Raw genomic sequence first — 23,402 nt, 5'->3', positions numbered from 1 at the left:
TACGTCCTGCCCTTGCGCGCGCCAGGGGGGCCGCGAACGTGGACCGTGGTGGACTGCGCCTACAGGACGGTCGAGCCGCTGGAGGCGCGGCCGACCGCCCCCGCTACGTCCTACTTCTCCTCCGGCTCCCAGGCGCGGAGCAGGTCGAGCAGCCCTGCGTCCCCGTCCACGCGCAAGGACTCGGCCTGGATGCGGTCGTACAAGTAGAGGACCAACTCACTGGCCGTGCCATGGACGGAGGCGCCGGCTGCCTCCGACTCCTCGCCGGTCGCGGCGGTGGGCGCCGGGATGCGGGCGGAGCGTGCGCCGTCGCCGTCGACCGTGAGGCGCCAGGAGCGGCCCTCGGCGGAGTGGAAGTCGAAGGCGGTGGGCTTGTGCGGCCAGGCACTCGGCGTTCCGCAGACGGTGAACAGGAACTCCTCCACACCGTCGAGTGCCACCTCGACCGGCAGCGGCTGCGCAGCGCCCCCGGCGAGCTGGGCGTCGTACGTGTGCACCGCGGTCTCCTGGGCCCGGTGCCGCGCGACACCGCCGGAGGTTTGCGGTGACTGCGACGCGGGCCACCACGTCCAGCAACCGCTCTCCGGGCCTGCCTCGCGCAGGGCGTCCAGCAGGAGCTGCGTCGACGCGGCCAGCCAGGCCAGCAGGGCCTCACGCTCCCGCGGCACTTCCAGAGCGGCGCGTGCAGCGGCGGCCTCGGCCGGGGGAGCATCGGCAGGCCCCGCGCCGACGATGGCGGCCCAGAAGCGGTCTCCCCCACCGAGGTGCTTCACCAGATCGAACAGCGTCCACCCGGGGCAGGTCGTCACCTGAGCGTCGAGACCGGGCGCGGCGGCGACCGTGGCGCGGAAGGCGGTCGACCGTTCATCGATCAGTCGCAGCATGTCAGGAAACTCGAGATTCTTTTCCACGGCGGATGTCTATCACCGTGCTCCGGTGATCGGACAGCGATTTTCACAGTCGCCGCCGGTCGGCCGTCGCGGACGTCCTCGCCTCCCACCGCCCGCCTGAAGCAACGGCATTGCCGCTTGGGCTGACCTGGGTCGCCTGGGCCGCTCGGACCGTGCGGCCGCGTCGTCGCCTGGCCGCCTGGCCGCCTGGCCGCCTGGCCAACTGTCCGGCCTGCGCGCAACGGGGCCCAGATCGCCCGCCACCCGTTGCCCCGCACGGCCGCCCGGCGCGCAGCCTCGGGCGTGCGTGCTGCTGCCATCGCCTCACCCTGACGGCCTGCGGCCTGCGGCCTGCGACCGCGCCCCTTCGTGTGGGAGGTCGGGCCCGCCGACTTCCCACGCGAGGGTTCTTCACCGGTGACCGTGGTTGGGACGCCTCGTGATGCTCCGTGAGAGGTCTACCGGCAGAGGCCCATGGCGATGTCGTCGAAGTCGGGGAACTCCGGGGTGGCCTGGTCGATCACGGATGCGGTCGGCTGTCGGCGCTCGGGGCGAAGTGTTCGGCGACGGCGGTTCATTCAGGGCGGACGGTTTGCCGGGTGGGTGCGATCAGTCGGAGCGCGCTGCTTTCCATATCCACGAGGTTCGGCGGGGAAGGCCGTCCAGTTCCTGGCGGCCGGTGCACCAGAGAAGCACCTGGACGGGGTCTCCAGGAGGGGCGTCGGGGAACAAACGACCGAGCACGGCCGCGCACAGCGGTGCGGGCGGCTGCCAGTCCACGGCCAGTCCCCGCGTGATGTCGTGTGTGTGCAGCAGGGCTTCGGCGACGCCCATTGCTGCGAAGCCCTCGGGATCACAGGGACCCCAGTGCCAGGCCCGCGAGGTCGGACCGGCTGTGGCCAGTACGCAGCTGAGGAGGCGGCCGCAGGCGGTGACCGTCTGGAGCACCTCGGCCGGGGAGGCAGTGGGGCGGACGTTCAGGTCGAACGGGAGGTAGGAGTCGGCGGGACGTGCTGCCACCTGCCCCGCGTAGGCCAGCAGGTCGTGCCCGATGTGCGCCGCCGTCTCCCAGCAGCTCCACTTCAACGGACCTGCCGGCACCGTCCAGTCCTTGTCGGCATGCGGTCCGAGTACCTGTAGCAACTCGGCCAAGGCCGTGTCGACGTCCCGATGGTCCATGCGGGGCTCCTCATGAGGTTCGTGCCGTGCAAGTGGGCTGTGCTCGTGGCGTCCTTCACGCGCTCGGGTTCCGGGTCGCCCTGCCCACGCGGTTGACCCCATCCTGCATAACTTCCAAACACGGCCTCGGTGGACATGAAGGCGCCGAAGGGGATGGCCAGTACGGCGGCGAGTGCGGTGGGGAGGCGGTGGCCACTGGTGGTGGGCGCGCGGGCAGGCTGGTGATCACGACTGTCGCTCGTGCCTTTGCGTGGGAAGTCGGGGCCGCCGACTTCCCACGCCACGGCGGGGGCTCAGGAGGTGAGGAGGTGGGCGCGGAGGGTTTCGATCTGGGTGGGGTCGAGGGCGAGGGTGTGGGTGAGGTAGGCGTCGACGGAGCCGTGGCGGGTGGTGAGGTCGGCGAGGGCGAGGCGGATGACCGTTTCGGGGGCGCGGCCGTAGCCGGGCCAGCGGAGGGTGCGGCCGGGGTGGGCGGCGTGCCATTCGGCGATGAAGTGCGGGGTGGCGAGTTCGGTGAGGGCGAAGTCGGCGGCGATGTCGTCCTCGGGGACGCCGAGGAGGGTGAGGACGAGGGCGGCGATGAGCCCGGTGCGGTCCTTGCCGGAGGCGCAGTGGAAGACCAGCGGCTCCTCGGCGGCGGTGATCAGGTCGAGGGCCTGGCGGATCTCCTTCACACCGTCCTCGGCGACCTCGGCGAAGCGGTCGGCGAGGTAGCGCCAGGGGTCGAGCTCCGGGTCGATCTCGGCCTGGTCGTAGGGGCGGTGCTCGATCGACAGGTTGTGGTACGCGAGGCCGTCGTAGTCGGGCACCCGGCCCTTGGCGGCGATCTCCCAGGGGTAGCGGAGGTCGATCACGGTCCGTATGCCGAGGGCCTGGAGCCGTTCGAGGTCGGCGGGCGAGTCGATCTTGCCGAGGGAGTCGGAGCGGTAGAGCCGGCCCCAGCGGACCGTGCGTCCCTCGGCGGTGCGGTAGCCGCCCAGGTCGCGGAAGTTGTGCAGCCGGTCGAAGGCGATGTGACGCGTCGTCATGCGCGCACTCTAGCCATCGGGGCAAGATCATGACCCAGGCATGATATTGACCAATGAAGAAACTTTACCGAGTTCAGCTATGCTGGTTGGTGTTCGGACTTCAACGGCAGGTGCGTGGCGAGACGAGGCGAGGCGTGATGGCGGAGATCGACGGCGAGCTGGTGCGGGAACGGGCCCATGTCGAGCGGTGCCGGGCGGCGCTGGCCGCGCAGGTCGAGGACGCCGCGTACCAGGTGGTGGCGGGGGAGGACGTCTCCGGGGACGGCGCGAGCGCCGAGGCCCTCGGCCGCTACCTGCGCACCCGGGCGCGGCGGCTGGCGGACCTGCCGGACAGTCCGGCGTTCTTCGGCCGCCTCGACTTCGGCGACACCCCGGAGGCCGGCGACCACCGCGGCCAGCGGTACTACATCGGCCGTCGCCGGATCTCCGAGGACCCGACCGTGCCCCCGCTGGTGGTCGACTGGCGGGCCCCGGTCGCCCGGGCCTTCTACCGGGCGAGCGCCCGCGACCCGTACGGCCTGGCGGGCCGCCGCCGGTTCGGCTGGGCACCCGGCGGCCCCGGTACGCCCGAGGACCTCACCGGCCTGGAGGACGAACGGCTGGACCGGGCGCCCGTCGGCGGCCCGGACGGCCCCGACGGCCTCGGCGGCCCAGACGATCCCGGTGGCCTCCTCGCCGCCGAGATCGAACGCCCCCGGACCGGCCCGATGCGCGACATCGTCGCCACCATCCAGCCCGAGCAGGACGAGCTGGTGCGCGGCGAGCTGACCGTGTCGGTGTGCGTGCAGGGCGCGCCCGGCAGTGGCAAGACCGCCGTCGGCCTGCACCGCGCCGCGTACCTGCTCTACAGCCACCCGCAACGGATCCAGCGCGGCGGCCTGCTGGTCATCGGCCCCAACCGGACCTTCCTGCGCTACATCGCCGAGGTCCTGCCCGCCCTCGGCGAGATCGACGTCGCCCAGTGCACGGTGGAGGAACTGGTCGCCGCCCACCCGGTCCGCGCGCAGGACACCGAGCGCGCCGCCGCCGTCAAGCAGGACGCCCGGATGGCCGCCGTCCTGGCCCGCGCCCTGGACGCCCGGATCCGGGTGTCCGGTGCCGAGCCGCTGGCCGTCCCCGAGGGCTCGTACCGCTGGCGCGTCCCGGGCGAGGTGCTGGACCGGCTGGCCGCCGAGGTGCGCGGCCGGGGCGTGCCGTACGCGGTCGGCCGGGAGACCCTGCGGACCAGGGTGGTGGCGGCGCTCCAGGAGCAGGCCGAGCGGCGGTCGGACGTGAAGAGCGCGGCCTGGCGGGCGAAGGTCGGCCGCAGCCGCCCGGTGAAGGACTTCCTGGACGCCGCCTGGCCGGCCGCCCAGCCCGCCCAGGTGGTGGCCGAACTCCTTGCCGACCCGGCGGAGTTGGCGCGCGCCGCGGACGGTCTGCTGGACGCCGCGGAGCAGGCGGCGATCCGCTGGGGCCGGCCGCCGCGCTCGTGGAGGAGCGCCGCCTGGTCTCCGCACGACCTGATGCTGTTGGACGAGGTCGCCGGCCTGATCGAGCGGCCGCCCGGCTTCGGCCACGTCGTCGTCGACGAGGCCCAGGACCTCTCGCCGATGCAGTGCCGCGCGATCGCCCGCCGCAGCGGCTTCGGCTCGCTCACCGTCCTCGGCGACCTCGCCCAGGCCACCACCCCCTGGGCGGCCCGCAGTTGGCCGGAGCAGCTGGTCCACCTCGGCAAGCCGCAGGCTGTCGTGGTCCCGCTGACCACCGGCTTCCGGGTGCCGGCGGCGGTGACCGCGCTGGCCAACCGGGTGCTGGCGGCGCTCGATGTGGACGTGCCGCCGGCCGTCTCGCTGCGCCGGGACGGTGAGGCGACGATCAGCCGGTCCGATGATGTGGTCGCAACGGTGCGGCGCGCGCTGGCGCGGGAGGGCTCGGTCGCGGTGATCGCCTCGGACGGCGGGGCGGCTCGCGCGGCCGACGCCCTGGCGGCGGCCGGCATCCCGGTCGCCCCCGCTGACCAGCCGGACGCGGCCGCCCGGGTCACCGTCCTGCCGGCCACCCTCGCCAAGGGGCTTGAGTACGACCATGTGATCGTCCTGGAACCCGCCGCCATCGTCGAAGCCGAACCACGCGGCCTGCACCGTCTCTACGTCGTCCTCACCCGCGCCGTCTCCCGCCTCGACGTCCTGCACACCCGCCCGCTGCCGTCGGCCCTGGTCGGCTGAAGTGCTTCCCCGGCTGTGAGCATGACGATCCGCCAATCACACCCTCTAGAGTGACCGGCATGACTGGCGCAGCCGGAGAGCGTGTGGGTGGGCGGTACCGACTGGTCGAGGCGGTCGGTCGCGGGGGAATGGGACGCGTCTGGCGCGGGCACGACGAGATGCTCGACCGCGAGGTGGCGGTCAAGGAGGTGCTGCTGTCACCCGACGCGGATCCGGCGTTGCGCGCCGAGCTGATCGCCCGCACCGAGCGCGAGGCGCGGGCGGCGGCCCGGCTGCGGCACCCGGGCATCGTGACCGTGCACGACGTCGTGCACCACGGGGGCGTGCCGTGGATCGTGATGGAGTTCATCGCCGGACCGTCGCTCGCCCAGCTCATCCGGACCGAGGGGCGCCTCGGCTGGCAGCGGGCCGCCGACCTCGGCGCCGAGATCGCGGACGCCCTCGCACACGCGCACGCCGCCGGCGTCGTGCACCGCGACCTCAAGCCCGACAACGTGCTGCTGGCCGGGAACCGCGTGGTCATCACCGACTTCGGCATCGCCCGGCTGCTCGACGCCACCCAGCACCTGACCGGCACCCACGCCGTCATCGGCACCCCGCAGTTCATGCCCCCGGAGCAGTTGGAGGGCCGACGGGTCGAGGCCCCGGCGGACCTGTGGGCGCTCGGCGCGACCCTGTACGCGGCCGTCGAGGGGCGCCCGCCGTTCGACGGGACGACGCTGACGGCGGTCATCACGGCCGTCCTGACCCGGCCGGCACCCCCGCCGGCGCACGCCGGTCCGCTGGCGGCGCTCCTCGACGAACTGCTCGCGAAGGACGCCGCGCGGCGCCCCGGCGCGCAGGAGACGGCCGGGCGGCTGCGGGCCGCGCGGGCGGGCGGGCCGGCCCTGGCGGCCCAGGCGGCTCAGGCGGCTCAGGCGGCCCAGGCGGAGCCCGGGGCCGTGGTGCGCACGCCGACGGTGCGGGCGGAGCCCGCGCCCGAGCCCGTGCCCTCGTTCGATGCCGCCCCCACCGCGCCGGCTGCCGCCCCCACCGCGCCCGCCGCCCCCGCGGGTAGGCCGAGCCGCCGCCGCGTCCTGATCGGCTCCCTGGCGGCCCTCGCCGCGGTCTCCGGCGCCGCCGCCGCGGTGCGCGTGCTAGGTGACGGCGGGGACGGCCACGGCTCCCCGGCGTGGACCGCGCTCAACGGCTCGGACAGCGAGGTCACCTCGCTCGCCTACAGCCCCGACGGGAAGCTCCTGGCCGGGGGTGGCAAGGACGGCACCGTGAAGCTCTGGGACACCGGCACCGGGAAGGTCACCGCCACCCTCGGCACGAAGTCCGTCGGGCCCGGCGAGGTGCGGAAGCTGATGTTCGGCCCGGACGGGAAGACCCTCGTCGCCGGCACCACCGGCGAACTGCCCACCACCCGGATCTGGGACCTGGCCAGTGCCGGCACGATCTGGGAGACCTCCGCGGGGACCCTGCTGGCGGTCAGCCCGGACGCCCGGACGATCGCCACCATGGCCGTCGACGAACTCATCCTGTGGGACACCGTCACCCACGCCCGCACGGCGACCGCCTCCGGCGCGCGGGGCTGGGCGACCTCCGCCGCGTTCAGCCCGGACGGGAAGAGCCTTGCCATCGGCAGTGGCAGCGACAAGCACCTGCGCCTGTGGACCCCGGGCTCCGGCGCGCAGCCGGTCGTCCTGCGGACCCGCGACCTCGAGGTGGAGTCGGTGGCCTTCACCGTCGACGGGAAGTACGTCCTCTCCGCCAACCAGGGGAAGGACGGGCTCCAGCGGACGTTCGCCGACCCGAGCGCGCCCGGCACCGGCGGGCTGGGCGGCGGCAGCGCCAGCCTCGTGGTGGTGAGCCCGGACGGCAGCACGGTCGCCACCGTGGCCGCGGACGCCTCCATCACCAGGCTGCACCTGTGGTCCCTGGCGCCCGCCGCCGTCACCGCCACGCTGGACCTGATCGACGAGGACCGCTTCCTCGTGATCCCCCCGCCGGTGGCCTTCAGCCCCGACGGTCGGAAGGTCGCGGCCGGTGGCGACGGCAACCGCGTGCGCGTCTGGTCGCTGCCGGTTCCGACGCCCCGGAGCTGAGCGTCACCGTTGGGCCCAGCCTCAGTGCGGGCGGGGCCTCAGCGCCGGCCGGGGCGGTGCCGGTGGTCGGCGTAGCCGGCGGTGAGCAGTTCGAAGGCCTGGGTGGCGTTGGTGACGGCCTCGAAGTGGACCTCGTCGGCGGTCTGGCCGTCCGTCAGGATGCGGTGCAGGTTGTGCTCGGCGAGGACGCGCAGGGTGGCGGTGAGCTGCGCAGCGAGGAGGGGCGCGGTGAGGGCTCGTGGCGGCGGGAGGTCCGGGATCTCGCGCAGGGCGTCGGCGAGGGAGTTCTCGGCGCGGGACAGGTACTCGGCGGCCCGGGCGGTCAGGCTCGGGGTGCTGTACAGCAGGGTGTTGAAGGCCAGCACCTGTGGGTGGTCGTTGAGCCCGGTGATGGGGTCGCGCCGGGCGAGGCCGTCCAGGAAGTCCCGGTGCAGGGCCTCCAGCACCGACTCGCCGGCGGCCCGGGCGCGGACCACGTTCGCCGCCTGGTCCTGGTGGTCGGCGAAACGGTGGACGACCAGGTCCTCCTTGGTGGGGAAGTAGCTGAACAGCGTCGGCTTGGACACCTCGGCGGCCGCGGCGACGTCCGCCACCGAGACCTTGTCGAAGCCGTGCTCCAGGAAGAGCGCGATCGCGGCCTCGCTGATCGCCCGCCGCGTCCGCTCCTTCTTGCGCTCCCGCAGTCCGCTCATGGGGTCAGGCTAGCAGGAACACCTGGCTCGGGCAGGTTTCTGACCTGGTCAGATTTTTCTGGCCCGCTCACGATCTGGCCCTCTTCCGGGTGTTGCGGTTGTCGTACTGGTTGATCCGGTCGCCGATGCGGACGTTCTCCACCTGGAGCGCGAACTCGGCGTGCGGGTTGTCGATCGCCTCCATGATCAGCCCGATGAGCTGGTTGATCTGCCCGAGGTCGCGGCTCACCACCGCCGTGTCCGAGGAACTGGACGTCTCGATGACCAGCTCGTACAGCGGCCGCAACCGCAGTCGCCTGACCATCCGGTACAGGCTGATCAGGGACAGCGTGATCAGGGCGGCCGCCGGGACGGCGGCGGACGAGGCGTGCGGCGAGCCCTTCGTCAGCAGGTTGAGGAGGACGGCGAGGAACAGCAACCCCGCCATCTGCCGGACGAATCGGAGGACGACGCGCGAGCGCCCGGGCGGTATCAGCTCGAACCGCCGCGCCCGGGCGATGTTGTGGAGGGGGTAGGCGTCGCCGCCCACCCACAGCACCCGCCGGCTGACGCTGATGTCGACGAGCTTGCTCCTGCGCGCCAAGTGAGGTCCCCCCTACCGCTGGTGGCGGCAAGAACCATAGCTCGAACCCGGTCGGCGCGCGCCTCAGACGCTGCGGTCGGCGAGGACCTCGCGGACGACGTGCCGGGCGTTGGCGGTCAGGCCCGGGTTGGTGTGGCGGTAGTAGGGGATGGTGACCAGGGCGATGGAGAAGGCCCAGGCGCGGCCGCGGGCCCACATCGCGTCGTCGGCGTCGAGGCCGGCCCGGAAGACGGGGCGGACGGCGGCGGGGAGCAGGTTCCAGGCGGCGATCAGGTCGGCGGTCGGGTCGCCGACGCCCATGAGGCCGAAGTCGATGACGGCACCGAGCCGGCCGGCTCTGGAGAGCAGCAGGTTCCCGGGGGTGAGGTCGCCGTGCATCCAGGTGGGCGGCCCGTCGTACTCGGGCAGGCGAAGTGCCTTGTCCCACAGCGCGGTTGCGGCCCCGGCGTCGATCGCCCCGGCGAGCTGGGCGATGGCCGCGCGGGTGGCGCCGTCACGGGAGGAGAGCGGGACGCTGCGGTGGGCGGCGGGGCCGCCGGTGGGGTCGACGGCACGCAGTGCGGTGACGAACCCGGCCAGGTCGCGGGCCAGCCCCTCGGGGGCGGCGAGTGCGCCGACGGCGGGGTTCACGCCGTCGAGCCAGCGGACCACCGACCACTCCCACGGGTAGCCGGCGGCCGGTCGCCCGAGGGCGACCGGGGCGGGGATCGGCAGCGGCAACTGCGGTGCGAGCCGGGGCAGCCAGTGGCCCTCCCGGCCGACGTCCCCGGCGGCCCACTCCATCCTGGGCATCCGGACGGCGAGTTCGGGGCCGAGCCGGAACATCGCGTTGTCCGTCCCGGTGGAGGCGACCGGTGTGACCGGCAGGCCGACCCACTGCGGGAACTGGGCGGATATCAACCGCCGCACCAGGGCCGCGTCGATGTCCAGTTCGTCGGGGTGCATCCGGACGGCTGCGCACATGCCCGGCAGCGTACAGCGAGGTCCGGCCGCTGACAGCCGGTTTTCCCAACTGTCAGAACCAATAAGCTGACGACATGGTGATCACTCAGCAGACGGCAGGGGAGCGACGGGCGTTGCGGACGGCGCTCGGGGTGCTCGCGCTGCTGGCGGTGCTCACGGGGGTGGGGCGGTTCAGCGGCCGCTCGGGCGGGCTGCTGGTGCTGAGCGAGTGGTTCGACCGGCCGCTGCTGATGGTGAGCCTGGCGCTGCCGGTGCTGCTCGTGGTGCTGTACTGCGTCACCTGGCGCGCCTGGATCCGGGTGGTCCTGGGCATCGGCGTGCTGCTGACCGCGCTGGGGACGGTGCCGCTCTGGCTGTTCTTCGACCACGATCCGTACGTCACCAGGACCGAGGTGGCGCCCGGGCGGGCGGACCGGCAGATCGTCGAGGCGGAGTACGGCGCCTTCCTGCGCGAGAACCGGGACGTCTACCTCGACCAGGGCGCCGGCCTGACCACCCGGCGCTGGCGGCTGGTGCACGCGACCCCCGCCTTCGGGGGCGCGTTCCGGGTCGCCTGGGTCGGAGCGGACCGGGTCCGGCTGGAATTCCCCGGCGGCCGGACGGAGCTGATCGAGCTCGCCGCCGACGGCCGCCCCAGCAGCTCGTTCACGCTGGGGTGACCGGCGTCAGCCCAGGGTGACCCGGACGCCGACCGTCCCGCCCTTGCCGGAGCGCAGCACGTTCACGGTCAGCGCGACGGCGCACACCAGCCCGTACTTGCGGCGCAGCAGCCGGCGGTAGGCGGGGGCCCGCGGGAAGTCGAGCACGGCGGTGGCCGGCACCTGCTCGCCGAGCAGGTTGCCACGGATGTCGCTCGGCCCGACCAGGACGTCGGACCGGTTGCGCAGCCGCTTGACCTTGCCCGTCGCCGTCAGGGTGGTGAAGACCAGCGCGTCGCCGTCCCGCACCACCCAGACCGGGGTGGGCACGCCGGTGCCGTCCTTCCGGAAGGTCGTGAACAGCAGGTACTTGGCGGCGGCGAGCCGGTCCAGCTCGGCCGACCGCGCGGCGTCCAGCGAAGGGGAGGAGTCCATGCGCGCCAGCGTAGGAGCCCACAACTGGGCGGCGCTTGAGTCCTCTTGGGGCCTCCGCGGCCGCCCCGCGAACCGGGGGCCGGCCACGCCACGCCCGGCCCCCGCGGGTACGGCCGGGAGCTGTCCCCGGCACCTGCCAGAATGCAGGGCGTACGGAGAACGCACTGAAGGAGAAGGTGACCGGCTTCGTGACCACGTCAGCCGAACAGGTGGCCCGGCAGGCCCAGCAGGCGATCGAACGGAAGATCGCCGAGGAGCTGGGCGTCCGCGAGGGGCAGGTGAAGGCTGCCGTCGAACTGCTCGACGGCGGCGCGACCGTCCCCTTCGTGGCGCGCTACCGCAAGGAGGTCACCGGCTCCCTCGACGACGCCCAGCTGCGCGCCCTGGAGGAGCGGCTGCGCTACCTGCGCGAGCTGGAGGAGCGCCGGAGCGCCGTCCTGGAGTCGATCGAGGCCCAGGGCAAGCTGGACGACGAACTGCGCGCCCGGATCCTGGCCGCCGACTCCAAGGCGCGGCTGGAGGACATCTACCTGCCGTTCAAGCCGAAGCGGCGCACCAAGGCGCAGATCGCCCGCGAGGCCGGGCTGGAGCCGCTGGCCGACACCCTGCTCGCCGACCCGACGCAGGACCCGGCCGCGCTGGCCGCCCGGTACCTCAACGAGTCGGTCGCGGACGGCGCGGCCGCCCTGGAGGGCGCCCGGGCGATCCTGGTCGAGCGCTTCGGTGAGGACGCCGACCTGGTCGGCTCGCTGCGCGAGCGGATGTGGACGCGCGGCCGCGTGGTCGCCACCGTGCGCGAGGGCAAGGAGCAGGACGGCGCCAAGTTCGCCGACTACTTCGACTTCGCCGAGCCGTACACCCGGCTCCCCTCGCACCGCATCCTGGCGATGCTGCGCGGCGAGAAGGAGGAGGTGCTGGACCTCGAACTCTCCCCCTACGAGGGCGAGTCCGAGGGCGACCTGCCGGGCGAGAACGACTACGAGCAGCGGATCGCCGCCCGCTTCGGCGTGGCCGACCGCGGCCGCCCGGCCGACAGGTGGCTGGGCGACACCGTCCGCTGGGCCTGGCGCACCCGCATCCTGGTCCGGCTCGGCATCGACCTGCGGTCCCGGCTGCGCGCCGAGGCCGAGGACGAGGCGGTCCGGGTGTTCGCCGCCAACCTGCGCGACCTGCTGCTCGCCGCCCCGGCCGGCACCCGCGCCACCATGGGCCTGGACCCGGGCTTCCGCACCGGGGTGAAGGTCGCCGTGGTCGACGCCACCGGCAAGGTCGTCGCGTACGACACGATCTACCCGCACCAGCCCGCCAACAAGTGGGACGCCGCGCTCGCCACCCTGGCGGCGCTGGCGAAGAAGCACGACGTCGACCTGGTCGCGATCGGCAACGGCACCGCCTCCCGGGAGACCGACAAGCTCGCCGAGGACCTGCTCAAGCGCCACCCGGAGCTGAAGCTCACCAAGGCGATGGTCAGCGAGGCCGGCGCCTCCGTCTACTCGGCCTCCGCGTACGCCTCGCAGGAACTGCCGGAGCTGGACGTGTCGATCCGTGGCGCGGTCTCGATCGCCCGCCGGCTCCAGGACCCGCTGGCCGAACTGGTCAAGATCGACCCGAAGTCGATCGGTGTCGGTCAGTACCAGCACGACCTCAGCGAGGTGAAGCTCTCCCGCTCGCTGGACGCCGTGGTCGAGGACTGCGTGAACGCCGTCGGCGTGGACGTCAACACGGCCTCCGCCCCGCTGCTGACCCGCGTCTCCGGCATCACCGGCACGCTCGCCGACAACATCGTCGCCCACCGCGACGCCAACGGCCCGTTCCGCACCCGCCGGCAGCTCAAGGACGTCGCCCGGCTCGGCCCGAAGGCCTTCGAGCAGTGCGCGGGCTTCCTGCGCATCCCCGGCGGCGACGACCCGCTGGACGCCTCCAGCGTGCACCCCGAGGCGTACCCGGTGGTGCGCCGGATCCTCGCCGCCACCGGCGGGGAGCTGCGCGGGCTGATCGGCAACGGCGAACGCCTGCGCGCCCTGCGCCCGGGGGACTTCGCCGACGACACCTTCGGCATCCCGACCGTCACCGACATCCTCGGCGAGCTGGACAAGCCGGGCCGCGACCCGCGCCCGGCGTTCCGCACCGCGACCTTCAAGGAGGGAGTCGACAAGATCGGCGACCTGGAGGTCGGCATGGTGCTGGAGGGCGTGGTGACCAACGTCGCCGCGTTCGGCGCCTTCGTCGACGTGGGCGTCCACCAGGACGGGCTGGTGCACGTCTCCGCGCTGTCGCGGAACTTCGTCAAGGACCCGCGCGAGGTGGTCAAGCCCGGCGACATCGTCAAGGTGCGGGTCGTCTCGGTGGACGTGCCGCGCAAGCGGATCGGGCTGACCCTGCGGCTGGACGACGAGGTCGGCCGCGAGCGGGGCGAGCGCGGCGGTGACCGGGGTGACCGGGGCGGCGAGCGCGGGGACCGGCAGAGCCGCCCGCCGCGCCAGGACCGGGGCCAGGAGCGGGGTGGTCAGGACCGACGCGGTGGCCAGGACCGCCGGGGCCAGGGCGGTACCGGCGGCGGTGCGCCGCTGGGCAACGGCGCCATGGCGGACGCGTTGCGCCGGGCGGGCCTGACGGGCGGCTCCGGCGGCTCCGGCGACGGCGGCCCGGGGGAGCGGCGCTCGGGCGACCGGCGCTCCGGGCGGCGCTGAGCCCCGCGCACGGAGCTCCTGCGCACGGACGAGCGGCTGGCGGGGTCGGTGGGAAGTGATTCCACCGGCCCCGTGCCCCGGGAGGGACCTGGCGGGAACGGATCAGCCGAGCCCCGCCCGGCGCCGCAGCTCCACCGCCAGCCCGATCAGCTCGCCCCACCACGCGTCGTGCCCGGTCAGCAGCAGCCGCCGCGCCTCCGCCGGGGACACCGCCCGCACCTCGACGACCTGCTCGCCGTCGGCCGGGTTGGTCGGCGTCGAGTCCACCGCGACCTCCGCCCAGCCCCACAGCCAGGCCTTCTCGGGGTGCGGCTGCCACGGCCGGTACGGCGTCGGGTCGTCCGTGCGGCAGCGGTGCGCGCCCAACCAGCCCGGCTCGCCGAGCAGTCGGGCGCCGGCCTCCTCGCGCAGCTCCCGCTCCAGGCAGTCTTCGACGGTCTCGTCCTTCTCCCGGGTGCCGCCGGGCAGGAACCAGTGGTCCCGGTCGTCGCGGCAGAGCACCACCCGTCCGTCGGTGAAGCCCACCAGGTGGATGTTGCTCACCAGTTCGTCCGGCGGCAGCTCCGTCGAGAACAGCGCGTCGTACCTCCCCCAGGCCCAGTACTGCGGCGCGTGCAACGCCGGGAACAGCGCGGCCAGTTCGGCGGCTCTCGCGGAGGTGTCGGTCCGGTCCGTGGTATCGGTCATTCGGTGATCGTAGTGCCGGCGGGGAAACGGCGGGGGGCGCCCTGATGGACGAGAGCGATGTCCGAGGTGGCGATGGCGCGGGGCCGGCGGCGGCCCGCGCCGACCGGTTCGGAGACCCAACTGCCCAGCGAGATCTCGGCGGTGATGCCCGGTCCGAAACCGGCGAGCAGCCCGGGCGTGCCGTCCGGGACGCCGTCCGCGAAGAGCCGGGCGAGGGCGTCGAAGACCACCGCGCTGGCGATGTTGCCGCGTTCGGTGAGCGTCGCGCGGCTGTACCGGAAGGTGGCCGGGTCCAGGTCGAGGAAGTGGCAGAGGTCGTCGAGGATGCGCGGGCCGCCGGCGTGCACGATGTAGAAGCCGAGTCCGGAGACGTCCCAGCCGTGCTCGGCGGCCAGACCGCGCAGGGCCGGCGCGAGCATCTCCATCGTGCCGGGCACCCGCCGGTCCAGCTGGAAGTGGAAGCCGGTGTCCCGGACCCCGTACGAGATCCAGCTCTCGGTACCCGGGACGAGGTGGGAGCCGTTGCGCTCGATGTGCACGCCGCTGCCGCCGTGCCCGCGCATCACCACCGCCGCCACCGCGTCCCCGAACAGGCCGTTGGAGAGCAGCGAACCGACGCCGAGGTCGGTCGGCTGGTAGCAGAGCGAGCAGAACTCGCAGGCGACGATCAGCACGTTGGCGCCCGGGTAGGCGCGGCAGAAGTCGTGCGCGCGGTTGACGGCGGCGCCGCCCGCCGCGCAGCCGAGTTGGGCGATGGGCACCTGGCGGGTGTCGGAGCGGAAGCCCATGGTGTTGATCAGCCAGGCCGTCATCGAGGGCATCATGAAGCCGGTGCAGGAGACGTAGACGATCAGGTCGATGTCCCGGGCGGCGAGGTCCGCGTACCGCAGTGCGCGCTCGACCACCTCGGGGACGCGCCGCTTCGCCTCGCGCTCGTACACGGTGTTGCGGGCGGTGAAGCCCGGGTGTCGCAGGGTCTGCTCGATCGGTTGGACCAGGTGTCGCGTCCGTACCCCGGTGTTCTCGATCAGCCTTAGGGCGAGCGGGAGTTGGGGGTGGCCGGCGTGCATCGCGCGGGCCAGGTCGAGGGTCTGGTCGAGGGTGATGACGTGCTCGGGCACGGCGATCGCGGGACGGCAGAGTGTGGCCATGGTGGTGGGTCTCCCCCTGGGTGCCCCGGTGCGGGGCCTGCTGCTTGTTGCGGATGCGTCGGACGGTCGCCGGCCGGAGGGCGGCGCGGGGAGGTCACCAGGCGACGGGCAGGGTGCGCGGGTAGCGCCAGATCGAGCCCGACCGCCAGTCCAGCTCGGACGGCGGGACGGCGAGGCGCAGCCCCGGGAAGCGCCGCAGCAGGGTGCCGATGGCGACCTGGAGCTCCATCCGGGCCAGGTGCGCGCCGAGGCAGTGGTGCTGGCCGTGGCCGAAGGCCATGTGGGTGGGCGCGCCCCGGTCGAGGTCGAGCTCGTCCGGCCGCTCGTACACCGCGGGATCCCGGTTGGCGGTCAGGTAGGAGACGTGCACGGCCTCGCCGGCCCGGATCAGCACGCCGCCCAGCTCGACGTCCTCGACGGCGACCCGGGCGATGCCCACGCCCTGGCGGAACGGGATGAAGCGCAGCAACTCCTCCAGGCCGCGCGGCAGCAGGTCGGGCTGGGCGCGCAGTTTGGCGAGCTGCTCGGGGTGGGTGAGCAGGGTGTAGGTGATGTTGCCGAGCTGGTAGGTGCTGGTGTCGTGGCCGGTGACCAGCAGGACCATCGCCATGACGGCCAACTCCTGGTCGTCCAGCAGCTCGTCGCCGTCGCGGGCGGTGGCGAGGGAGCTGATCAGGTCCTCGCCGGGCGCGCGGCGGCGGGCGGCGGTCAGCTCGGTGAAGTAGGCGCGCAGGGCGGCCTTGGCCTGCTCCTGGCCGCCCCGGCTGTCCGGGCCCATCGCCATCATCGCGACGGCGTGGCCGCGCAGTTCGGCGCGGTCCGGCTCGGGGATGTCGAGCAGCTCGCAGATGGTGGTGAGCGGGAGCCGGCTGGAGAGGAAGTGCATCAGGTCGGCGGGGGAGCCGTGTTCGGCCATCTCGTCGAGGTAGCCGTCGACGATGCGCTGCGTCGCCGGGCGCATCCGCTCGACCTGGCGGTTGGTGAAGCCCTGGGCGACCAGCCGGCGCAGCCGGTTGTGGGCCGGCGGGTCCATCAGGTTGATCGCCTCGGCCTGGGCGATCGGGGCGGGCGTCATCCGGGGCAGGTCGCGCCCGATGCCGGCGGCGCGGCTGAACCGGCGGTCGGTGGTGACCACCCGCACGTCCTCGTAGCGGGTGGCCAGCCAGGCCTCGCCCGCACCGTGCGGCAGGCGGATCCTGGCGACCGGGGCCTCGGTGAGGAGCCGCTTGAGGAGGGGGTCGAACTCCAGGCCTTCGGTGTGGTTGAAGGGGCAGTCCCACACGGGGGCGGAGGTGGTCACGGGCTGTTCCAAACACCTTGGTAATGCCGCCCGGACGGGTCTTCTCGTTCGGGCGCGGACATGCAGATGTTCCCCCACGGGTCGGCGGAAATGTGAATCCGGGGGAGAGTTAACTCGAACGAATGAGATGAATGATTGTCTTGTGAATATGGGGAGTTGAGGAATCGGGGCGGTGGGGATTCCGGCGCGGGGCGCGCCGCGTGAGCCGGTGCGATCAGCCGCCCCCGCCGGGTGCGACGAGCCCGGTCTCGTACGCGAGGACGACGGCCTGCGCCCGGTCGCGCAGGTCGAGCTTGGCGAAGATCCGGGCGACGTGCGTCTTCACCGTGGATTCGCTGAGGGTGAGCCGGCCCGCGAGTTCGGCGTTGGAGAGCCCGCGTCCGAGCAGGGTCAGGACTTCGACCTCGCGCGGGGTGAGCGGGCCGAGGTCGCGGTGCAGGGGCGGGCCGTCGCTGCCGGGGGCGGGCCTGGGGGCACCGGCGGCGAAGCGTTCGACCAGGCGGCGGGTGATGGAGGGGGCGAGCAGGGCGTCGCCGGTGTCGACGAGGCGGACGGCGGCGGCGAGGTGCGCGGAGGTGACGTCCTTGAGGAGGAAGCCGCTGGCCCCGGCGGCGAGGGCGGCGTACACGTAGTGGTCGAGGTCGAAGGTGGTCAGCATGATCACCCGGCAGCCGGGCGCCTGGGCGAGGATCCGGCGGGCGGCTTCCAGGCCGTCCATCACGGGCATGCGGATGTCGAGCAGGGCGACGTCGGGCCGGTGGCGGACGGCGGCGGCGACCGCCTCGGCCCCGTCGGAGGCCTCGGCGACGACGTCGATGCCGCGGGCGGTGAGGATCATGCGGAAGCCGGTGCGGACCAGCTCCTGGTCGTCGGCGATCACCACCCGGGGGCGGCGCTCGGCCCCGGTGTCCGCGTCCGGAAGCGCGACGGCCCCCGTCACGGCCGGTCCAGCGGGATGCGGGCACGGACCCGGTAGCCGCCGCCGAGCCGGCGCCGGGCGTCGAGGTCGCCGCCGTACACGGCGACGCGTTCGCGCAGCCCGAGCAGCCCGCGGCCGGTGCCGTCGGCCTTCGGTCCGTTGCCGTCGGCGGCTCGTCCGTCTGCTGCCGCAGCCCGCTGTGGAGCCGCGGTGGCGGGAGCGCCGGGCGACACCAGGACGCTCGGCCCGCTGTTCAGCACCTCCACCCGCAGGTAGTGGTCCGCGTACCGCACCGTCACTTCCGCCGTCACCCCGTCCCCGTGTTTGAGCGCGTTGGTCAGCGCCTCCTGGATGATCCGGTAGGCCGTCACGTCGATGCCGCCGGGCAGTGGGCGTGGCTCGCCGGAGATCCGGACCTCCACCGGGAGCCCGGCGAAGGCGAACCGGTCGATCAGTGTGCTGAGCCGGCTCAGGCTCGGCTGCGGCGCGAACCCGGTCACCTCGTCCAGGCCTGCCGTCGTCCCGTCCAGCGGTTCGGGAGCACCGGAGGCCCGGCCGCCGTCGTCCGAGCCGTCGGCGGCCGGGGCCAGCAGCCCGAGCAGGTGCCGCAGTTCGGTCATCGCGTCGCGCCCGGCGCCCTCGACGGCGCTCATCGCCGCCGCCGCCTCCTCGGGCATGGTGGCCAGCACCTCGCGCGCGGCCCCGGCCTGGACCACCATCAGGCTCACGTTGTGGCTGACGATGTCGTGCAACTCGGCGGCGATGCGGGACCGTTCGGCGTCCACGGCGGTCCGGGCGGCGCTCTCCCGCTCCCGTTCCAGCAGCCAGCCGCGCTCCCCGACGGCGGCCCGGTACCGGCGCCGCGACCGTGCGAACGCCACGCCCAGCCAGCCCGCGACGAGCCACCCGACGGCGGCGCACGCCCCCGCGGCCACCGCGACGCTCTCCCCGTCCAACCCCGTCCCCCGCCTGCCCGTTCACGCCGTGCTTGCTGTTCACGGCGGGCTCGCCGCTCGCGCCGTGCTCGCCGTTCGCGCCGTGCGCGACTTGCTGGCCGCGCTCGACTTGCTCGCCGTACTTCTGACGCCAGCTTGGCAGGTCAGGACTTGATCCACATCATCCGGGGGTGCCGCCCGCCTACATCCCCGGTACTACGGCCCGGGGCGGTTACACCCGGGGTGGGACGCGGCGGCCGTCCGGCGGCTCCTACCGTCGTCTGTCATGAGCAACATGAGGAACGATCACGGCGGGCACCCCCGGCCGGACGACGCCCAGGTGATCGTCGAACTGTCCGGGGTCCACAAGGAGTTCGGTGACACCCGGGCGCTCGGCGGGGTCGACCTGCGGATCCGGGCGGGCGAGGCGGTCGCCGTGATGGGCCCGTCGGGGTGCGGCAAGTCGACCTTGCTGAACATGGTCGCCGGGCTGGACCGGCCCACCTCCGGCACCGTCCGGGTGCACGGCCAGGACCTCGGGCAGCTGAACGAGACCGGGCTGGCGCTGTTCCGCCGCCGCCACATCGGCATGATCTTCCAGTTCTTCAACCTGATCGACGACCTGCCGGCGCTAGACAACGTCGCCCTGGCCGCCCAGTTGACCGGCACCACGGCCCGCCAGGCCCGCCGCCGCGCCCTGGAACTGCTGGACGAACTCGGCGTCGCCCACCGCCGGGACACCTACCCGGCCGCGCTCAGCGGTGGCGAACGTCAACGGGTGGGGGTGGCACGGGCGTTGATGAACCGCCCGGCGCTGCTGCTGGCGGACGAGCCGACCGGCGCCCTGGACAGCCGCTCCGGCGAGCAGGTGATGGACCTGCTGATCGACCTCAACCAGATCGGGCAGACCCTGCTGATCGTCACCCACGACCCGAACCTCGCCACCCGCTGCGCGAGCCGCCTGGTCGAGGTCGCGGACGGCCGGGTGGCGCGCGAGCGATCCCTCGACGAACCGGACGAGTCGGACGAGCGGGATCAGTCGGCCGAGTCGGATCAGCCGGGGCGGCCGGGGCGGCCGGGGCGGCCGGTTCAGTCTCACCAACCGGGGCGGCCTGACCAGCCGGACCGGCCCGAGCGGCTCGATACGGCGGCCGCCGTACGGTCCGACGAGCCCGCCCGCCTGGAGCCCAGCGCATGACCGGCGCCGTCTGGCGGGCCTCGCGCGCCGCCGTCCGCCGCCGCCGGTTGCAGACCTTCGTGATCGGCCTGGTCGTGTTCTGCTCGACCACGACCGTGCTGATCGCCCTGGCGGTGCTCAGCGCGGCCCGGGCCCCCTTCGACCGCGCCTTCGACGCGCAGCGCGGCGCCCACGTCGTCGCCACCTTCGACGCCGCCAAGGCCTCGCCGCAGCAGCTCGCCGCCACCGCGCACCAGCCGGGCGTCGAGGCGGCGGCCGGACCGTTCGCGCAGGTCGTCGTCCAGATCCCCGGCGACTGGCTGGGCAGTCCAGCCGGACCGCTGACCCTGGTGGGCCGGGCCGATCCGGCCGGCCCGGTGGACCAGGTCCAGCTGCTGGTGGGGCGCTGGGCCGCTGCGCCCGGTGAGGTCGTCATCCAGGAGCCCTTCGGGGGCGCCGCCGAGGAACTGCTGGGCCGGACCATCCCGACCAGCGGTGGCCCGACGCTCACCGTCGTCGGCTTCGCCAGCAGCATGAGCCAGTCCGCCGGCGGCTGGGTCACCCCGGACCAGGCGGCGGCCCTGCACCCCACCGGTGAGCTGATGCTCTACCGCTTCACCGACCCGGGCACCGAGCAGCGGCTCACAGCCGCCCTCGGCCGGGCCACCGACGGCCTCCCGCCGGACGCGCTCGTCAGCACGCAGTCCTACCTCGTCCTCAAGCAGGCCTTCTCCGCCGGCGCCGACGCCTACCTGCCGTTCATGGCGGTCTTCGGCGCGCTCGGCCTGGTCGTCGCCGTGCTGATCGTCGGCAACGTGGTCAGTGGCGCGGTGGTGTCCGGCTACCGGCACATCGGCGTGCTCAAGTCGATCGGCTTCACCCCGCGCCAGGTGGTCGTGGTCTACCTGGCCATGGTGTCCGTACCCGGGTTCGTCGGCAGCCTGCTCGGCACCGTGACCGGCTGGACGCTGGCCGCCCCGATCCTGCGCGTCGCGTTCAGCGGGATCAGGACCGGCGTCGCCGTCATCGAGCCGGCCGCGTGGCTGCCGCAGGTCACCGTGGTCACCGTGCCGCTGCTGGTCGCCCTGGCCGCCTTGGTCCCGGCGCTGCGCGCGTACCGGCTCTCCGCCGCCGAGGCGATCTCGGCGGGCAGCGCGCCGCGCACCGGCCGCGGACTGCGGGTCCAGCGGTGGCTCGCCGGCACCCGGCTGCCGCGCGCGGTCAGCCTCGGCCTCGGCCAGCCGTTCGCCCGCCCGGCGCGCACCGCCCTGACCATGTCCGCGATCGTCCTGGGCGTGGTCACGGTCACCCTGGCCACCGGCCTCAGCAGCACCATGATCGCGACGATGGACCCGGGCGGGGACGGCGGCCGCGGCACGTACGTCCGCGTCCAGACGGCCGCCTTCAGCGGCCGCCACGAGGCGGCGAAACTGACCCCGGACCAGGTCGGCGCCCTGCTGCGCTCCGCCCCCGGCGCCCAGCGGGTCACCTCGCGCGGGCTCGTCCGGGTCGGCCTGGTCGGCTTCACCCAGCCCGTCTTCGGCGACTTCTACGGCGGCGACGAGATCACCACGCCGCTGCGGGCGGTCAAGGGCCGCGCCGCGACCGGACCCAACGAGGTGGTGGCCGGACCGGCCTTCCTCCACCAGCGCGGACTCCGGGTCGGCGACCACCTCACCCTGGAGGTGGAGGGCCGGCGCCAGCCGGTCGTCATCGTTGGCGAGCAGCTCCAGGGCAACGCCGAGGCGCTGGCGTCCAACGCCGCGACCCTGGCCGGGCTCACCCCGGACGCGCACGTGGTCGAGTACGGCGTCCGGCTCGCCGACGGGGCCGATCCGGACGCCTACGTGCGAGCGGTACGGGACGGCGACCCGAGCCTCGACGTCACCGTCAACGAGGTGGACCTCAGCGCCCCCGTCGCGTCCGTCGTCTCCTTCAGCACCATCTTCACCGTGCTGCTGTCGGTGGTCGCCGCGCTCGGCGTCTTCAACACCGTGCTGCTGAACATCCGGGAGCGGCGCCGGGACCTCGGCATGCTGAAGTCCATCGGGATGACCCCGCGCCAGGTCGTCGCGATGACGGTGACGTCGGTGGCCTGGCTGGGCGCGCTCAGCGGGGCGATCGGGATCCCGCTGGGGATCCTCGCGCACCGGCTGATCACCGAGAACGTTGCGATCATCACGTTCCCGGAGGAGATGATCAACGTCTGGCATGCGCCCCAGCTGACCGGGCTCGCCCTCGCGGGCGTCGCGATCGCGGTCATGGGCGCGCTGCTCCCGGCGCGTTCGGCGGCTCGGCTGACGATCGCGGAGGTGCTGCACAACGAGTAGCGGGGGTTGCGTGTGCCTGTGTGCTCGTGCGCTTGTGTGCCTATGCGTCCGTGTGCTCGTGTGCTCGTGCGCTTGTGTGCGGGGCGGGCCCGGGGCGGTTCGGGGCGGTCGGCGGAACCGTTCCGGCCGCCCGTCGCGTCCCAACACCCGCCGACGTCAAGGGAGATGGGGTGGGGACGCTGCAGCTGCTCGGCGAGAACTCCGGGGCCCTGCGAACGCCCGGGGTGCGCCGCCGCCTGGCGGTCACCCTGGGCGCCGTCGTGCTGTTCCGGCTCGGGCAGACCGTGCCGCTGCCGGGAGTCCACCCGGCGGCGACCGGACGGGTCGCGGGCGGGGCGGACCACACCGACCAACTGCGCGGGCTGCTCGACCTGGTCACCGGCGGCGGGCTGTTCCGGCTCGCCTGGCTCCCGTTCGGGGTGCTGCCGGTCCTCCTGGCCCGCATGCTCACCCCCGCCCTTACCCGGCTCCACCCCCGGCTCACCGCCCTGCGGCCCGAACACCTCGACGGCAGCCGGGCCGGGATGATCCTGCTGATGCGCCGCACCGCCCTCGTGCTGGGGGTCCTCGGCGGCGTCGCGCTCGGGATCGTCGCCGAGGGCGGGGCCGGCACGGACGGCGGGGGCGGTTCGGTCGCTGCCGGGGGCGGCGTGCTGCGGATCCACGGCGCGCTCGCCGTCACCGTCGTCGCGGCCTGCGTCGCGGCGGGGACCGCTCTGGTGCTGTGGCTCTCGGAGTGGGCGGGCCGCCGTGGCCTCGGGGACGGCGTCTCCGTCCTGCTGTTCGCCCAGGTGCTCGCGGTGTTGCCCGGACAGCTCTGGGACGTCCGGACGGCCGAGGGGGACGGGCGGTTCGCGCTGGTGCTGGCCGCCGCGCTGGCCGCCCTCGTGGTGACCACGGCCCTGGTCGTCACCGGACGCAGCGCCGAGCGGCGGATCCCGTACCAGTTCGCCAAGCGGATGATCGGGCGCAGGCCCTTCGGCGCGCCCGACCGCGGGTACGTGCCGTTCGTGCTCAGTCACCGGGGCTTCGTTCCGGCGGTGACGGCGGGGCTGCTGCTGGCGCCGCTGTGGCTGTCCCCGCTGGTGTGCGGGGTGGCGCTGTTCGTCCTCGCGGCGGTGGGTGCGTGGGTCGCGGTGTTCGTCGCACGGGAGGTGGGGGCCGCCGCCGACGGCCTCGCCCGGGCCGGGGCCTTCGTCCCGGGCATCCGGCCCGGCGGGCCCACCGCCGACTACCTCGGGTACGTCCGTGGGCGGACGGCCGTCGTCGAGGTGCTCGGCACCGGAACCGTCGCCGTGCTCCCGACGCTCCTGCTGACGGCGGTCGGCACGGCCGACGGGTACGCGTTCGGCGGGACGAGCCTGCTGGTGGTGGCCGGGGCGGCGCTCGGCGCGGTGGGAGGCGTCCTGCGGGACCTCCAGGAGGCGGCGACCCTGCACCGGTACGCGGCGCGGGGCGGCACAACCTCCGCCGGGACCGTCGGCTGACGCAATGTCAAGTCTCGGTGT

The 23,402-nt window shown here is 73.9% G+C and carries 18 protein-coding genes and 1 pseudogene; 7 read left to right on the top strand and 12 right to left on the bottom strand.

Annotated features, from left to right (window positions below; all coding sequences use genetic code 11):
* Positions 1 to 110: 110 nt before the first annotated feature.
* The 3 genes from ABTY15_RS18040 to ABTY15_RS18030 form a co-directional block, all read right to left on the bottom strand.
* Positions 111 to 884, bottom strand: coding sequence for a maleylpyruvate isomerase family mycothiol-dependent enzyme (locus tag ABTY15_RS18040; RefSeq protein ID WP_350589950.1), 774 nt, complete (start codon positions 882 to 884; stop codon positions 111 to 113).
* Between the two features lie 615 nt (positions 885 to 1,499).
* A complete protein-coding gene (locus ABTY15_RS18035; RefSeq protein WP_350589946.1) occupies positions 1,500 to 2,069 on the bottom strand; it encodes a DinB family protein in 570 nt (189 codons plus the stop codon).
* Positions 2,070 to 2,362: 293 nt separating this feature from the next.
* The gene (locus ABTY15_RS18030) at positions 2,363 to 3,097 is read right to left on the bottom strand and encodes a tyrosine-protein phosphatase (protein WP_350589943.1); all 735 of its coding nucleotides are present in this window, start codon (positions 3,095 to 3,097) and stop codon (positions 2,363 to 2,365) included.
* A gap of 137 nt (positions 3,098 to 3,234) precedes the next feature.
* Here ABTY15_RS18030 and ABTY15_RS18025 point away from each other — a divergent pair, with 137 nt between their 5' ends.
* Both ABTY15_RS18025 and ABTY15_RS18020 read left to right on the top strand, forming a co-directional pair.
* Entirely contained in the window at positions 3,235 to 5,304 is a 2,070-nt protein-coding gene (locus ABTY15_RS18025) for a HelD family protein (RefSeq protein WP_350589930.1), read from the top strand.
* 59 nt (positions 5,305 to 5,363) lie between these two features.
* Positions 5,364 to 7,394, top strand: a complete 2,031-nt coding sequence (locus ABTY15_RS18020) for a protein kinase domain-containing protein (RefSeq protein WP_350589925.1) — start codon at positions 5,364 to 5,366, stop codon at positions 7,392 to 7,394.
* 38 nt (positions 7,395 to 7,432) lie between these two features.
* On the opposite strand, the gene ABTY15_RS18015 is transcribed toward ABTY15_RS18020, so the two are convergent.
* From ABTY15_RS18015 to ABTY15_RS18005, 3 genes are all read right to left on the bottom strand, one after another.
* Positions 7,433 to 8,086, bottom strand: coding sequence for a TetR family transcriptional regulator (locus ABTY15_RS18015; protein ID WP_350589915.1), 654 nt, complete (start codon positions 8,084 to 8,086; stop codon positions 7,433 to 7,435).
* Between the two features lie 67 nt (positions 8,087 to 8,153).
* The gene (locus tag ABTY15_RS18010) at positions 8,154 to 8,669 is read right to left on the bottom strand and encodes a DUF6232 family protein (RefSeq protein ID WP_350589907.1); all 516 of its coding nucleotides are present in this window, start codon (positions 8,667 to 8,669) and stop codon (positions 8,154 to 8,156) included.
* Positions 8,670 to 8,732: 63 nt separating this feature from the next.
* Entirely contained in the window at positions 8,733 to 9,632 is a 900-nt protein-coding gene (locus tag ABTY15_RS18005) for an aminoglycoside phosphotransferase family protein (RefSeq protein WP_350589904.1), read from the bottom strand.
* Between the two features lie 74 nt (positions 9,633 to 9,706).
* Between ABTY15_RS18005 and ABTY15_RS18000 the strand changes: the two genes are divergently transcribed.
* A complete protein-coding gene (locus tag ABTY15_RS18000; protein ID WP_350589898.1) occupies positions 9,707 to 10,291 on the top strand; it encodes a hypothetical protein in 585 nt (194 codons plus the stop codon).
* Between the two features lie 6 nt (positions 10,292 to 10,297).
* Here ABTY15_RS18000 and ABTY15_RS17995 read toward each other — a convergent pair whose 3' ends face one another.
* Positions 10,298 to 10,705 carry a PPOX class F420-dependent oxidoreductase gene (locus ABTY15_RS17995; protein ID WP_350589893.1) on the bottom strand — a complete coding sequence of 136 codons (408 nt, stop codon included), beginning with the start codon at positions 10,703 to 10,705 and terminating at the stop codon, positions 10,298 to 10,300.
* Positions 10,706 to 10,893: 188 nt separating this feature from the next.
* On the opposite strand from ABTY15_RS17995, the gene ABTY15_RS17990 reads away from it, so the two are divergent.
* Positions 10,894 to 13,395: a Tex family protein gene (locus ABTY15_RS17990; RefSeq protein ID WP_350589883.1), complete on the top strand. Its 2,502-nt coding sequence runs from the start codon at positions 10,894 to 10,896 to the stop codon at positions 13,393 to 13,395.
* Positions 13,396 to 13,497: 102 nt separating this feature from the next.
* Here ABTY15_RS17990 and ABTY15_RS17985 read toward each other — a convergent pair whose 3' ends face one another.
* The 5 genes from ABTY15_RS17985 to ABTY15_RS17965 all read right to left on the bottom strand — a co-directional run bounded on the left by ABTY15_RS17985 (position 13,498) and on the right by ABTY15_RS17965 (position 18,408).
* A complete protein-coding gene (locus tag ABTY15_RS17985) occupies positions 13,498 to 14,082 on the bottom strand; it encodes an NUDIX hydrolase (protein WP_350589873.1) in 585 nt (194 codons plus the stop codon).
* Positions 14,079 to 15,233 carry a type III polyketide synthase gene (locus ABTY15_RS17980; protein ID WP_350589867.1) on the bottom strand — a complete coding sequence of 385 codons (1,155 nt, stop codon included), beginning with the start codon at positions 15,231 to 15,233 and terminating at the stop codon, positions 14,079 to 14,081. Before ABTY15_RS17980 ends, ABTY15_RS17985 begins: the two co-directional genes overlap by 4 nt.
* A 94-nt stretch (positions 15,234 to 15,327) precedes the next feature.
* Entirely contained in the window at positions 15,328 to 16,533 is a 1,206-nt protein-coding gene (locus ABTY15_RS17975; RefSeq protein ID WP_350589862.1) for a cytochrome P450, read from the bottom strand.
* Positions 16,534 to 16,747: 214 nt separating this feature from the next.
* A complete protein-coding gene (locus ABTY15_RS17970; protein ID WP_350589854.1) occupies positions 16,748 to 17,473 on the bottom strand; it encodes a response regulator in 726 nt (241 codons plus the stop codon).
* The gene (locus ABTY15_RS17965; RefSeq protein WP_350589853.1) at positions 17,470 to 18,408 is read right to left on the bottom strand and encodes a sensor histidine kinase; all 939 of its coding nucleotides are present in this window, start codon (positions 18,406 to 18,408) and stop codon (positions 17,470 to 17,472) included. The genes ABTY15_RS17970 and ABTY15_RS17965 overlap by 4 nt, the downstream gene beginning before the upstream one ends.
* A 274-nt stretch (positions 18,409 to 18,682) precedes the next feature.
* Here ABTY15_RS17965 and ABTY15_RS17960 point away from each other — a divergent pair.
* The 3 genes and pseudogenes from ABTY15_RS17960 to ABTY15_RS17950 all read left to right on the top strand — a co-directional run.
* Positions 18,683 to 19,396 (top strand): annotated as a pseudogene (locus tag ABTY15_RS17960) (ABC transporter ATP-binding protein); the annotation flags it as partial.
* A 185-nt stretch (positions 19,397 to 19,581) separates the two neighbouring features.
* The gene (locus ABTY15_RS17955) at positions 19,582 to 21,894 is read left to right on the top strand and encodes an ABC transporter permease (protein WP_350589845.1); all 2,313 of its coding nucleotides are present in this window, start codon (positions 19,582 to 19,584) and stop codon (positions 21,892 to 21,894) included.
* 170 nt (positions 21,895 to 22,064) lie between these two features.
* Positions 22,065 to 23,381, top strand: coding sequence for a hypothetical protein (locus ABTY15_RS17950; protein WP_350589836.1), 1,317 nt, complete (start codon positions 22,065 to 22,067; stop codon positions 23,379 to 23,381).
* Positions 23,382 to 23,402: the final 21 nt, after the last annotated feature.

The sequence above is a fragment of the Kitasatospora sp. NPDC097643 genome (assembly GCF_040302625.1).
Classification (GTDB): domain Bacteria; phylum Actinomycetota; class Actinomycetes; order Streptomycetales; family Streptomycetaceae; genus Kitasatospora.
This window is presented reverse-complemented; position numbering and strand designations above follow the sequence as displayed.